The sequence below is a fragment of the Streptomyces sp. LUP47B genome (genome assembly GCF_001746295.1).
Taxonomy (GTDB): domain Bacteria; phylum Actinomycetota; class Actinomycetes; order Streptomycetales; family Streptomycetaceae; genus Streptomyces.
This window is the reverse complement of sequence record NZ_MJAH01000015.1, coordinates 132,774-145,308: the sequence shown is the minus strand read 5'-3', so window position 1 is coordinate 145,308 and position 12,535 is coordinate 132,774. Positions and strand designations below refer to the sequence as shown.

Here is a 12,535-nt window from a genome sequence, read left to right as displayed (position 1 = left end):
GGGGGGCATGAGCCAGCAGCAGTACCCGCCGCAGCGGCCCGGATGGGGTGGCCCCAACATCCGGCGCCCACGGCCTGAACCTCATTGCAGGCGGCAATGCCGCCGCGTCAGGACCGGTCGTCGGCACCTCGACGGCCTTCTCGGTGGCCGCCTGGATCAACCTGGCTCAACTGTTTCGAGGCGGCGCTCAAAGGCACCAAAATCATGGTCGACCAGAAGGTCGACGACAACCGCCAGGCCGATACGGCTACTTCGGACGCGGAGGCCAACCTCGCGACGACCCAGGCATCAACGGCCTCTGCGGCGTCACTCCTGCGACGGTCCCGGGCCGGCTCAGGTCGTGGTCTCAGCGACCAGGACGGCTTCGGTGCACGTCGTCTCCGACGACTCTTCCGCCCAGACACTTGCAAGTCGTCTTGGTTGGTGTGCCGCCGGTGGCAGCTGAGGGCACAGAGACGCTGGTGAGGGAGACGCTGGTGAGGCGAGGAAGTGGCTGGCTATGCGTTCTTGGCGCGGCGCAGGCGCAGGTACCCGGCGAGCGAGCCAGGCCGTGGTCTTCCAGCAGTGCCGGTCCAGTCGCTGGCTGGAGTCTTTGCCCTTGTGGGCGATCCGCGGCGTGATACCACGCAAGCGTAACCAGCCCGCAGGTGGTGGTAGTCGTAGCCCTTGTCGCCACGTAGCTCGGCCTGGACGAGCGGGCTGAAGGCCTGACTGTCGTGGACGTTGGCCCCCGAGATGGCAGTCCGCTCAGTGGTGAGGTGGATCTTCCAGCCGTGCTTGCCGCGGCCCACAGGATTCGTCTGACCCGAGCCGACGCGCAGAGCGTCCGGACGCTGCCGTACCGGCCGGGCTCAGGCAACTCAGGCGGCTACCGGCGGTATCTTTCGCCGTTGTTGGTTGAGATTTCTACAGCCCCGGCATACAGCACGACTCATCTGTCCACCCGACGCGGCGGCACTCAAGCGCTTTCCATCTGTACCGACCCTGCAATCAGGAAGTCGGGGTGATCCGGAAATCTTCGACAGAGTGGGCAATCATGCCGCGAGGTGGAATTCTTCTTTCCGCTTGTTTGAGTGCGCGGATCCAGTGTTCCATTTCACACACTCGACAGGTCGACACCTGGTGCCTTCGGGGGCGGGCGGCTTGGGGGCGGCGCTTCCCGGCTTCGGCAGGTGCTCCCACCTGCACAGGAGCAGTAGCCGGAGAGTCGGAATGCAGACATGTCGTCTGATATCCGCCTATGCCATGCTTCCTGGGCAAGTGCTCCTACCGGCAACCGGGAATTCACAATCAAGGCACCCGATTTTACTAAGTTCTGGTGGAGTTACGTGACCGTGCTATCTAAAGGGGTGCCCGGCCTGCACTTCCAATATTCCTCAGCTCTCAAGTACGGCTCGAGGTGGGCTTGAGAGGTTCTGGCGCGGGGCCCGTTAAAAAGGCATTGTTGCCTCTGCGGCATCGACAGGTAATTGGTTGAAATCGAATCGATTCCGCGACGACGGGGAGCGAGACAACTGTGAACGGGGGAAAAGATCGTGGTCACGATCAATGTGCTAGGGCAATTGGAGGTCATCGCGGGTGGGCGCGACCTGGCGCCGACCGCACCGCGGGTCAAGGCGGTGCTGGCGCTGCTGGCGCTCAACGCGAACCGGGTGGTCGGTACCGACACCCTCTTCGCCGAACTGTGGGACGACCGGCCGCCGCGCAGTGCGGCCACCACACTGCAGACCTACGTCTACCAACTGCGCCGGATCCTGGACTCCATACCCCAGGGTGACCGGCGCTGCGACATCGTCACCAAGGCGCCGGGCTACGTCCTGCGCACCGGGGAGACCGACGCCGAGCGCTTTCTGGCCGTGGCCGACCAGGGCCGCTGCCTGTGGCGTCAGGGTCATGTCGCGGAGGCCGCCGAGCGGCTGCGGCAGGCACTCGGCCTGTGGCGCGGCCATGCGCTGGCCGACATCAACCTGGGGCCGGAGCTGACGATCCACAAGGCGCACCTGTGCGAACTGCGGCTGCGTGTACTGGAGTTGCGCATCCAGGCGGACGCCCGGCTCGGCCGGCACCAGGAACTGATCCCCGAACTGCGGTCGCTGGTCGCGGAGCACCGGCTCAACGAGCGGCTGCACGCCCAGCTGATCGACTCACTGCGCGCCGCGGGCTGCCGCGCCGAGGCCTTGCGGGCGTACCAGGACCTGCGCAGGGTGCTCAAGTCCGAGCTGGGCCTGGAACCGGCCCCGGACGTGCAGCGGCTTCAGGCCGAGGTGCTCAACGGGGTGCACGGCGGCTCCGTGACCGCCCTGCTGCGCACCGGCTGATCCCGCGTCACCCACCCGACAGGTCCGGGACGGAGCAGCGACTCCGTCCCGGACCGGTCCGCGGCTGCCCGCGGACCGGCTGCCTGCCAGCTGGCTGCCGCGGACCGCCTGCAGACCGGCCGCCCGCGGACCGGCCGCCCGCGGACCGGCCGCCCGCGGACCGGCCGNGCCGCCTGCGGACCGGCCGCCTGCGGACCGGCCGCCTGCGGACCGGCCGCCCGCGGACCGGCTGCCCGCAGGCCAACTGCCGCAGACCGGCCGCCCGCGTACCGGCCGCACCACCCCGGCTCCAGGCGCGGCGGCGCAGCCATCGTCCTGACGCAGCCATCGTCCTGTGAGGAGAGCCTCGCCATGACGCACGATCCAACCTCGTCCCTCGTGAACGAACCCGGGGGCGACCCACCCCGCTTCCACGGCGCCGCCCGTGCCCTGATCAGCTACGGCCTGCTGGTCGTCGTACCCCTGGCACTGGCGTTGCTGCTGCTGAGATACGGCGTCGACCACCCGGTGAAGGAGATCACCGGCGCGACGAAGGCGGCCGAGCCGGCCGACCTGGCCGGGCAGGTGCTGGTGGCCGGGGCCGTGGTGGTCGCGACGGCGGGGGTGCTGGGGCTGGCGGCCCGGGCGGTCGGTCAGTCGCCGGTCGTCGGGGAGATCCTGGCCGGCCTGCTGCTCGGACCCTCGGTGTTCGGGGAGCTGGCACCCGGAGTCTCCAAGGAGGTGTTCCCCGCGGCGGTGACGCCGATCATGAACAACCTGGCGCAGGTGGGCGTGGTCTTCTTCATGTTCCTGATCGGCCTCGAGATGCCGCTGACCATGCTGCGCAGACTCGGCGGCAAGGTGCTCTCCGCGGGGCACGCGGCGCTCGCCGTGCCCTTCCTGCTGGGCATGTTCGCCGCGCTGCGACTGCGTGACGAGTATCAGCCCGACGGGGTGCACACCGGGCCGTTCCTGCTGTTCGTGGCGTTGTCGGTGTCGGTCACCGCCTTCCCGGTGCTGGCCCGGATCCTCGCCGACCGCGGACTGACAGGCACCCGGCTGGGCGCGATGGGCCTGGCCATGGCCGGCGTCGGTGACGTCACCGCCTGGTGTGCGCTGGGTGTGGTGGTCGCCGAGGTGCGCAGCGACTCGCCGCTCGGTGTGCTGGTCGCCGTGGCCGAGGTGGTGGCCTTCACCCTGCTGCTGTGGTTCGTGGTGCGCCCGGCGCTGGCGCATGTGCTGCGGGTGCTGGAGAGCCGGCGCGGCGGAGTGCTGCCGATCGGCACACTGATCACCTTCTTCGTGCTGATCTGCGCGGTGACCACCAATGTGCTCGGGGTGCACGCGATCTTCGGCGCCTTCCTGGCGGGCGTGGTCATGCCGCGCTCCTCCCGGACGGTGCGGGACTTCGCGCACCGGACCGAGGGCCTGGCGCTGTGGCTGCTGCTGCCGTTCTTCTTCGCCGCGGTGGGTTTGCAGACCCGGCTGCAGTCGGTGTTCTCGCTCTCCGCGCTGGGCGTGCTCGGTCTGGTGCTGCTGGTGGCCGTGGCCGGCAAGATCGGCGGGACGTTCGCTGCGGCCCGGGTCGCCGGTGAGGGCAACCGGGAGTCACTGGGGCTCGGCGTGATGATGAACTGCCGCGGCCTGACGGAGCTGGTGGTGCTCAACGTCGGTCTGTCGCTGGGGGTGATCGACTCCCGGCTGTTCGCGGTGCTGGTGGTGATGACCCTGGTGACCACCGTGGCGACCGACCCGCTGCTGCGTCTGCTGCGGCTCGACCAGCTCTCGCAGACCCCTGGAGGCGGCTTGCTCCCGGTCGAAGCCCCCTCACAGACTCAGGGAACGGCCGGGACACGTCAGCCATGAGAAACGGGGCGGAATCCGATGCGTGACGATGACACAACACATCCCACGAGTGCGACGAGTCCGATGCGCCGGAGCGTCGACACACTGCACGAACTAAAACAGCTCGTCCTGGACGGCCCCAGTCCGGAGGCCACCGAACGGCAGCACGCCAAAGGGAAACTGACGGCGCGTGAGCGGATCGCCGTGCTCCTCGACAAGGGCTCCTTCCAGGAGGTCGAGGCGCTGCGGCGACACCGGGCCACCGGATTCGGGCTGGAGGGCAACCGTCCGCACACCGATGGTGTGATCACCGGGTGGGGGACGGTGGAGGGCCGCACGGTGTTCGTGTACGCCCACGACTTCCGGCTGTTCGGCGGTGCGCTGGGCGAGGCGCACGCCCAGAAGATCCACAAAATCATGGACCTGGCGATCGCCGCGGGCGCCCCGCTGGTGTCGCTGAACGACGGCGCCGGCGCCCGGATCCAGGAGGGCGTCTCCGCACTGGCCGGCTACGGCGGGATCTTCCAGCGCAACACCCGTGCCTCCGGGGTGATCCCGCAGATCTCGGTGATGCTCGGCCCGTGCGCAGGCGGCGCGGCGTACTCACCGGCGCTGACCGACTACGTCTTCATGGTCCGCGAGACCTCCCAGATGTTCATCACAGGACCGGACGTCGTACAGGCCGTCACCGGCGAGAAGATCACCCAGAACGGTCTCGGCGGGGCCGATGTGCACGCGGAGCTGTCCGGCGTGGCGCACTTCGTCTACGACGACGAGCAGACCTGTCTTGAGGAGGTGCGCTATCTGCTGTCGCTGCTGCCGCAGAACAACCGGGAGCAACCGCCGGCGGTGGTCACCGACGACCCGGCAGACCGGCGCGGTGAGGCGCTGTACGAACTGGTGCCCAGCGACGGGAACCGCCCCTACGACATGCGCGCGGTGATCGAGGAACTGGTCGACGACGGGGTGCACCTCGAGGTGCACGAGCGCTGGGCGACCAACGTGATCTGCACCCTGGCGCGACTCGGCGGGCGGGCAGTGGGCATCGTCGCCAACCAGCCGCGCTCACTGGCCGGCGTGCTGGACATCGACAGTTCGCAGAAGGCGGCCGGATTCGTGCAGACCTGCGACTCCTTCAACATCCCGATCGTCACCCTGGTCGACGTGCCGGGCTTCCTGCCGGGCGTCGGCCAGGAGCACGACGGCATCATCCGGCACGGCGCCAAGCTGCTGTACGCGTACTGCAACGCGACGGTGCCACGGATCTCCGTGGTGCTGCGCAAGGCGTACGGCGGCGCCTACATCGTGCTGGACTCGCGTTCCATCGGCGCGGACCTGGCGCTGGCCTGGCCGACCAACGAGATCGCCGTGATGGGCGCCGACGGCGCCGCGGGCGTGATCTTCCGGCGGGAGATCGCCGCCGCCGAGGACCCGGAGGCGGTGCGCAAGGCACGCACCGAGGAGTACCGGACCGAGCTGATGCACCCGTACTACGCGGCCGAGCGCGGCCTGGTGGACGACGTCATCGACCCGGCCGATACCCGCTCAGTGCTGGTGCGGGGCCTGGAGATGCTCGCCACCAAGGACGCCGACCTGCCGATGCGCAAGCACGGCAACCCGCCGCAGTGACCGGGCCCGCTGCCGAGGAGCGGCTGTTGGTGCGGATCGAGCGCGGGCGGCCGACGCCGGAGGAGGTGGCGGCGCTGACCGCGGCGTTGCTGGCGGTTGCCGCGGCCCGGAATGGCGCCGAAGAGCGGCCGAGCCCGCCGGGGCCGGGCACGGCTCGCTGGTACCGCTGGGAGCGCACGGTAGCGTTCCGGCCSGGGCACAGYTGGCGTCTGGCCCGGTGACCGGGCCCGCCGTCGAGGAGCGRCYSCTGSTGCGGATCSARCGYGGGCGGCCGACGCCCGAGGAGACSGCGGCGCTGCTGGTGGTCGTGGCGGCCCGCGCCGCCGAGGACCGGCCGAGCGCGGCCCGCTGGGAGCGCACCCCTGCGTTCCGGCCCGGGCACAGCCGGCACCCGGACCGCTGATCAGGGTCGCTTCGAGTGGCCGTCGAGGGGCCCGGACGACAGTGGCCGTATGGCAGCTTTCACCGGTGCACCGAGACTCGAAGAGATCGCCGACGGGGTTCACGCCTTCCTGCAGCCCGACGGGGGCTGGTGCCTCAACAACGCGGGGCTGGTGGTCGACGGCGACAGCGCGCTGCTGATCGACACCGTCGCCACCGAGGCGCGGGCCGGACGGCTGCGCGAGCTGGTCGCGGGCGCCGCGCCGCAGCTTCCGCGGCTGCTCGTCAACACCCACTCGCACGGCGACCACACCTTCGGCAACCACCTCTTCCCGGAAGCGGTGGTGGTGGCCGCCGAACGGACCCGGCAGGAGGCGATCCGTACCGGACTGCACCTGACCGGCCTGTGGCCCGACGTGGACTGGGGCGCGGTCGAACCGGCCGCGCCCCAGGTCACCTTCGCCGAGGAACTCACGCTCCACGTCGGCGGGTTGGAGGTGCGGCTGCGTGCCTTCGGCCCGGCGCACAGCTCCTGCGACACGGTGGTGTGGCTGCCGGAGCGCCAGGTGCTGTTCGCCGGCGACCTGGTGATGAACGCGGTCACCCCCTTCGTACTGACCGGCTCGGTCAGCGGTCTGCGCGACGCGGTAGCCCGGCTGCGGGCGCTCGACGCGGTCACCGTGGTGCCCGGGCACGGCCCCGTCGGCGGCCCGGAGCTGCTCGAGACCACCGAGCGCTACCTCGCCTGGCTGCTGGACGTGGCCAGGGCCGGTCTCGCCGGGGGACTGGACCCGCTGGAGGCGGCCCGCGCCGCCGACCTCGGCGAGTTCGCCGACTTCCTGGACACCGAACGGCTGGTCCCCAACCTGCACCGCGCCTACGGCGAACTGCGCGGCGGACGCCCGGAGGACTTCGCCGGCATCGACGAGATGGTCCGCGGCATGGCGGAGCTGCACGGCGGCTTTCCCGCCTGCCACGCCTGACGACACAACGATTCCCACAGGAAGAGGACGACACGTGAGCACGAAGTACGAGAGCGGCCCAGTCACCCTGATCGCGGTGCTCGAAGCGCCGGTGGAGAACACCGAGGAGTTCATCGCCGGTTGGCGCACCCACCTGGAGCTGCTGCGCACCGCGCCCGGCTTCCGTGGTGCCCGCCTGCACCGGGCCCTGCGCGCCGAGCACCGCTTCCAGCTGGTCGCGGTCGCCGACTGGGCGAGCGCCGCGGACCTGACCGCGGCGGCGGCCGGCGAGCGGGGCGGCCCGGGCGCGGAGACGTACGCCAAGACCGTCCACCGGGGCGTCTACCGGGTGATCGGCGAAGCCGCGTCCGGGCAGCGGGCGGACGGCGCGGGCGTGACCATGGTCAACGCCTTCGAGCTGCCGAACGAGCGGGTCGAGGAGTTCCTGGGCGCCTGGCGGCCCCGGGCCGAACGGGCCGCCGGCTCACCGGGCTTCGTCGACTTCCGGATGCATCAGGCGCTCGGCGAGGCCTCGCTGCCCCTCGTGAACGTCGCCCACTACGCCAGCGTAGAGGCGTGGAAGGCGCTGCAGGCCGACCCGGAGTTCCAGGCCCGCAAAGCCGTCAACCCGCCGTACGCCACGGCCAATCCGGGCCTGTTCGAAGTCGTCGCCGAAGTGGTCGCCGAGGTGGTGTGAAACGACCGGCGGCCGCTTCCACGCGGGCTTGAGCGGGCCCCGAGAGCGCCCGCACAGACTTCTGACGAACTGTTACCAGCAGGAGGAGCGATGGTGGATCAGGCTACGACCGACGTGGTGATTCTCGGCGGCGGGCTCGCGGGTCTCACGCTCGCGGTCCAGCTCAAGAAGGCCCGGCCGGAGACGGACGTGGTGATCCTCGACAAGCGGCAGGGCCTGGCGCCGGAGGCGGCGTTCAAGGTCGGTGAGTCGACGGTGCCGGCGGGCGCGCACTACTTCGCACAGACCGTCGGGATGAAGGAGCACCTGGAGAAGTTCCATCTCAAGAAGAACGGCCTGCGGTTCTTCCAGCCCGCGGGCGGCAACCACGACCTCACGAAGCGGATCGAGCTCGGCCCGCGGGAGTTCCCGGCACACGACAACTACCAGATCGACCGCGGCCGGTTCGAGAACGAGCTGACCCGGATGGCACTGGACGCGGGCGCCGACCTGCGCCAGGGCGCCGCGATCACCGACATCGAGCTGCGCGAGGGCGACGAGGACCACACGGTGTCCTACACCCAGGGCGGCGAGCAGCGTACGATCACCGCCCGCTGGCTGGTCGACGCGGCCGGCCGCGCCCACTTCGTCAAGCGGAAGCTGGGCCTTTCCCGCGAGGTGTCGCACACCATCAACGCCTCTTGGTTCCGCCTCACCGGCGGCATCGACCTGGAGGAGTGGGGCAAGGACGACCCGCGGTGGATGGCGCGGACGAACCGCCCCGGCATCCGCAGGTTCTCCACCAACCACCTGATGGGCGAGGGCTACTGGGTGTGGCTGATCCCGCTGGGCTCGGACCACATCTCGGTCGGCGTCTGCGCGGACCCGCGGGTCCACCCGTACGAGGGGATCCAGACCTTCGAGAAGGTCCAGGAGTGGCTGCGCGCCAACGAGCCGCAACTGGCCGAGGTGGTCGACGGCCGCACCGGCGACGTCGCGGACTTCATCAGCCTGAAGGACTTCGCCTTCGGCACCGAGCGGGTGTACTCGCCGGACCGCTGGATGCTGGTCGGCGAGGCCGGCGCCTTCGCGGACGCCTTCTACTCTCCCGGCTCGGACATAATCGGCTACGGCAACAGCGTCACCACCGACCTGGTCACCCGGGACTTCGCGGGCGAGGACATCGCCGAACGGCTGGAGTTCTACAACGAACTCCACCTGCGCACCTTCGAGTTCGTGCTCTCCAAGGTCGAGGACCACTACCCGGCCTTCGGCAACCCGGCGGTGATGGTGCCGAAGCTGTGCTGGGACGCCATGCTCAACCACGTCGGCGTGGTGCTGACCTTCGTCAAGGACCGTTTCTTGGACTACGGGTTCATGCGCCGCGTGCGCGGCGACCTCGAGAAGCTGTTCACGGTCAACGACCGGGTCCAGCAGGTCTTCCGCGACTGGAACGAGCTGGAGAAGGTCGTCACCGACGGCCCGGCGGGCGCCTATGTCCCGGCCAAGGCGATCAAGGACAGCCACGGCACCCTCGTCGTCGACTACAACGACGACGAACTGGCCGCCGAACTCGACCGAGACGTCAGGGTCGCCGAGGCGCTGGCGGTCGCAGTCTTCCACCGGGCCGCCCGCAAGCTCGACGTCACCCCCGACCCGGAGGTGCCGGTCAACCCGTACGCGATCAGCCTGCGTCCCGACGACTGGCAGAGCGACGGGCTGTACACCGGGCCGGTGCTGCTGACCCTGGCTCAGGCGGAGGAGATCTCCGAGGGCAGCCAGGGCCTGTTCGTCGACCCGCTGCTCGACGGTGCGGCATGAGCGAGCGCCGCGCGGCGAGTGTGCTGCAGCAGGAACCGGCCCTGGTGGACCCACAGGCGCTGCGCAGCGTCTGCGCCAACTGGGCCACCGGCGTCACCGTGATCACCACCGGCAGCACCGGGCGGACCGTGGGACTGACGGTGAACTCCTTCACCTCGGTCTCGCTCGACCCGGCCCTGATCCTGGTCTGCATCCACAAGGACTCGGGCGAACTGCCGGTCTTCAGGCGGACCGGCGCCTTCGCGGTGAACATCCTGGCCGCCGACCAGGAGGAGCTGTGCCGGTCCTTCGCCAGCCGGCACACCCGGCACAGTGTCGAGGCCGACACCCGGCCGGGAATCACCGGCGTGCCGGTGCTCTCCGACGCGCTGGCCTATCTGGAGTGCCGGATTGACCGCGAGGTGGACGGCGGCGACCACGTGATCGTCATCGGCGAGGTGATCGACCTGGCCGTGCAGCGCGAGGAGGGGCCGTTGACCTTCTTCCGCAACACCTTCCACCGGCTGCCGGCCGCCTCCTGAGCACCGAGTAGTGAGGAGAAGACAGATGCCCACCGCCGGGTCGCCCGCTATCGGGTCGTCGACCACCGGGTTGTCCACCGCCGCGGCCGCCGTCGCACTTGCCGCCGGCCGCCGCGCCGAGGCCGCCGAACGGGCCCGCGACGTCGACCCCGCCGTACTGAAGGAGATCGTCCGGGCGGGTTTCGCCCGGCACTTCGCCCCCGCCGCCGTCGGAGGCACCGCCGGTTCCTTCACCGAACTGGTGGAGGCGGTCGAGGAGATCGCCGGGGAATGCCCGGCCAGCGCCTGGTGCGCCTCACTGATCGCCTCGATCGCCCGGATGGCGGGGGCCTTCCTGCCCGAGCAGGGCCAGGCCGAGATCTGGGCGGCCGGCCCGGACGCGGTGCTGGTGGGATCGGTGACACCGTTCGGCACGGCCGGACCGGCCCCCGGCGGCTGGCTGGTGCGCGGCCGTTGGCCGTACATCAGCGGCGTCGCCCACTCGGACTGGGCGCTGATGTGCGGCCTGGTGGAGACCGGGACGGGCAGTGAGGCACGGCTGTTCGCCCTGCCGCGCTCCGCGTACCGCATCGAGGACACGTGGCACAGCGTCGGCATGGCCGCCACCGGCAGCAACACCCTGGTCCTCGACGAGGTGTTCGTGCCCGAGCACCTCTCCTTCGACCGGGCCGACCTGTTCGCCGGGCGCACGAGTGAGGCCTGGGGCGGGGTGGCGGCGGCCTGCCACCGGGCCCCGCTCCAGGCGGTCAACGGTCTGATGTTCGCGGCACCGGCGGTCGGCGCCGCGCTCGGCATGGTCCGCACCTTCTCTGCGTACTTCGCCGAGAAGGTCGGCAACGCCCCGAACCTGCCCGGCACCACCGGGGTGCAGGGCGTACGGGGCTCCGCCGAGCAGGCGCTGGCCCGTTCGGCCGGCGAGGTGGACGCGGCCCGGCTGCTGCTGGGCAGGGCAGCCCGGCTCGCCGACGAGGGTGCCGTCACCGGCCCGCTGGAAGCCACCCGGAACCTGCGGGACTCCGCCCTCGCCGTCGACCTTTCGGTGACCGCGGTGGACCGGCTGTTCCGCCAGTCCGGCACCCGGGGGCAGGCGCTTGACGGCCCGATGCAGCGGCTGTGGCGGGACGTCTCCGCCATCTCCACCCATGTGGCGCTGCAGTTCGAGCCGGCCGCCCGTGGCTGGGTCGACCAGGTGCTCAAGGTCTGACCCGCGAGCCACGCGCAACGCCCGGGTGCCGGAACCTCCGTCGAGGTCCCGGCACCCGGGCGTTACACGTGGAGAAGGGCCGATCAGTAGTTGCCGAGGCCGCCGCAGACGTTCAACGCCTGCGCGGTGACCGCCGCCGCGCCCGGGGAGACCAGATAGGAGACCATCGCGGCCACCTCGCTCGGCTCCACATAGCGGCCGAGCGGCACCCGGGTGGTGATCCGGCTGTGCGCCTCCTGCTCGTCCACACCCCAGATCCCGGCGTAGTGCTCGCGCACCCGCTCGGCCATCGGGGTCTCCACGAAACCCGGGCAGACCGCGTTGACGGTGATGCCGGTCCTGGCCAGCTCCAGGCCCAGCGACTTGGAGAACCCGACCACGCCGTGCTTGGAGGCGGTGTACGGCGCGGCGTGCACCACGCCCTGCTTGCCGCCGGTGGAGGCGATGTTGACGATGCGCCCCGTACCGCGCTCCAGCATGCCGCCGCCGGTCAGCGCCGCCTTGGTGACCAGGAAGACGCTGTTCAGGTTGGTGTCGATGACGTCGAACCACAGCTCGTCGGGCACCTCGGCGGTGGCGCCGCCGCCCGGCCGGCCGGCGTTGTTGACCAGCACGTCGAGCCGCCCGTAACGCTCGACGACGGCGGTGACCAGCGCCCGCACCTGCTCGGGCGAGGTGACGTCGCAGGTGCTGCCGTCGACGTCGAGACCTTCGGCGCGCAGCTCGGCGAGGGTGTCCTCAAGGGTCTTGTCGGTGCGGGCGCACAGGTAGACGGCGTAGCCCTGGCGGGCCAGGGTGCGGGCGATCTCGTGGCCGATGCCGCTGGTGGCACCGGTGACCAGCGCGACCCGGCGGTCGGTGGCGGTGGAAGTCGATGTGTCCATGCCCCCCACCGTCGCCGTCCCGCCTCGCGCCCCGGTCGAGCCCGGCTCCAGACCGGGGTGGGGCTTGTCCGGCGGGTCGGGCGGGCTGTGCGGTCATGCCTCGCACCCCGGTCGAGCCCGGCTCCAGGCCGGGGGCGGGGACCTGCCCGGCGGGTCAGGCCGGCTGCGCTGTCACGCCTCGCGCCCCGATCGGGCCCCGCTCCAGACCAGTGGCGCGGGCCTGCCCGGCGGATCAGGCCCGGGGGTGGGGGCTTGTCCGGCGGGTCAGGCGGGCTGCGCCGTCCGGCCTCGCGCCCCGGCGAGCCCGGCTCCAGG

At 70.9% G+C, this 12,535-nt stretch carries 11 protein-coding genes; 10 read left to right on the top strand and 1 reads right to left on the bottom strand.

What is annotated here, in order from left to right:
* Positions 1-1,535: 1,535 nt before the first annotated feature.
* The 10 genes from BFN33_RS36110 (at position 1,536) to BFN33_RS36065 (ending at position 11,336) form a co-directional block, all read left to right on the top strand.
* Positions 1,536-2,318 carry an AfsR/SARP family transcriptional regulator gene (locus BFN33_RS36110; protein WP_069764416.1) on the top strand — a complete coding sequence of 261 codons (783 nt, stop codon included), beginning with the start codon at positions 1,536-1,538 and terminating at the stop codon, positions 2,316-2,318.
* A gap of 351 nt (positions 2,319-2,669) precedes the next feature.
* Complete coding sequence (locus tag BFN33_RS36105; RefSeq protein WP_069764415.1) at positions 2,670-4,163, top strand: cation:proton antiporter; 1,494 nt, start codon at positions 2,670-2,672, stop codon at positions 4,161-4,163.
* A 63-nt stretch (positions 4,164-4,226) separates the two neighbouring features.
* Complete coding sequence (locus tag BFN33_RS36100) at positions 4,227-5,771, top strand: acyl-CoA carboxylase subunit beta (protein ID WP_079141171.1); 1,545 nt, start codon at positions 4,227-4,229, stop codon at positions 5,769-5,771.
* Positions 5,768-5,992 (top strand): acyl-CoA carboxylase epsilon subunit, encoded by a 225-nt coding sequence (locus BFN33_RS36095; RefSeq protein WP_069764413.1) that lies wholly within the window; start codon positions 5,768-5,770, stop codon positions 5,990-5,992. Before BFN33_RS36100 ends, BFN33_RS36095 begins: the two co-directional genes overlap by 4 nt.
* The gene (locus BFN33_RS53390) at positions 5,989-6,174 is read left to right on the top strand and encodes an acyl-CoA carboxylase epsilon subunit (protein ID WP_069764412.1); all 186 of its coding nucleotides are present in this window, start codon (positions 5,989-5,991) and stop codon (positions 6,172-6,174) included. The genes BFN33_RS36095 and BFN33_RS53390 overlap by 4 nt, the downstream gene beginning before the upstream one ends.
* Before the next feature lie 49 nt (positions 6,175-6,223).
* Positions 6,224-7,135 carry an MBL fold metallo-hydrolase gene (locus BFN33_RS36085; protein WP_069764411.1) on the top strand — a complete coding sequence of 304 codons (912 nt, stop codon included), beginning with the start codon at positions 6,224-6,226 and terminating at the stop codon, positions 7,133-7,135.
* Between the two features lie 34 nt (positions 7,136-7,169).
* The gene (locus tag BFN33_RS50460) at positions 7,170-7,811 is read left to right on the top strand and encodes an antibiotic biosynthesis monooxygenase (RefSeq protein ID WP_079141169.1); all 642 of its coding nucleotides are present in this window, start codon (positions 7,170-7,172) and stop codon (positions 7,809-7,811) included.
* A 90-nt stretch (positions 7,812-7,901) separates the two neighbouring features.
* Positions 7,902-9,611: an NAD(P)/FAD-dependent oxidoreductase gene (locus BFN33_RS36075; protein WP_069764410.1), complete on the top strand. Its 1,710-nt coding sequence runs from the start codon at positions 7,902-7,904 to the stop codon at positions 9,609-9,611.
* Positions 9,608-10,132 carry a flavin reductase family protein gene (locus BFN33_RS36070; protein ID WP_079141168.1) on the top strand — a complete coding sequence of 175 codons (525 nt, stop codon included), beginning with the start codon at positions 9,608-9,610 and terminating at the stop codon, positions 10,130-10,132. The genes BFN33_RS36075 and BFN33_RS36070 overlap by 4 nt, the downstream gene beginning before the upstream one ends.
* A 25-nt stretch (positions 10,133-10,157) precedes the next feature.
* On the top strand, positions 10,158-11,336 hold the full coding sequence (locus tag BFN33_RS36065) for a hydrolase (protein ID WP_069764409.1): 1,179 nt from the start codon (positions 10,158-10,160) through the stop codon (positions 11,334-11,336).
* A gap of 83 nt (positions 11,337-11,419) precedes the next feature.
* Here BFN33_RS36065 and fabG read toward each other — a convergent pair whose 3' ends face one another.
* Complete coding sequence (gene fabG / locus BFN33_RS36060; protein ID WP_069764408.1) at positions 11,420-12,220, bottom strand: 3-oxoacyl-ACP reductase FabG; 801 nt, start codon at positions 12,218-12,220, stop codon at positions 11,420-11,422.
* Positions 12,221-12,535 lie beyond the last annotated feature (315 nt).

Coding starts and splice junctions, on each gene's coding strand:
- BFN33_RS36100 (WP_079141171.1), top strand. CDS start 4,227: ATGCGCCGGAGCGTCGACACACTGCACGAACTAAAACAGCTCGTCCTG.
- BFN33_RS36070 (WP_079141168.1), top strand. CDS start 9,608: ATGAGCGAGCGCCGCGCGGCGAGTGTGCTGCAGCAGGAACCGGCCCTG.
- BFN33_RS36075 (WP_069764410.1), top strand. CDS start 7,902: ATGGTGGATCAGGCTACGACCGACGTGGTGATTCTCGGCGGCGGGCTC.
- fabG (WP_069764408.1), bottom strand. CDS start 12,220: ATGGACACATCGACTTCCACCGCCACCGACCGCCGGGTCGCGCTGGTC.
- BFN33_RS36105 (WP_069764415.1), top strand. CDS start 2,670: ATGACGCACGATCCAACCTCGTCCCTCGTGAACGAACCCGGGGGCGAC.
- BFN33_RS36085 (WP_069764411.1), top strand. CDS start 6,224: ATGGCAGCTTTCACCGGTGCACCGAGACTCGAAGAGATCGCCGACGGG.
- BFN33_RS36065 (WP_069764409.1), top strand. CDS start 10,158: ATGCCCACCGCCGGGTCGCCCGCTATCGGGTCGTCGACCACCGGGTTG.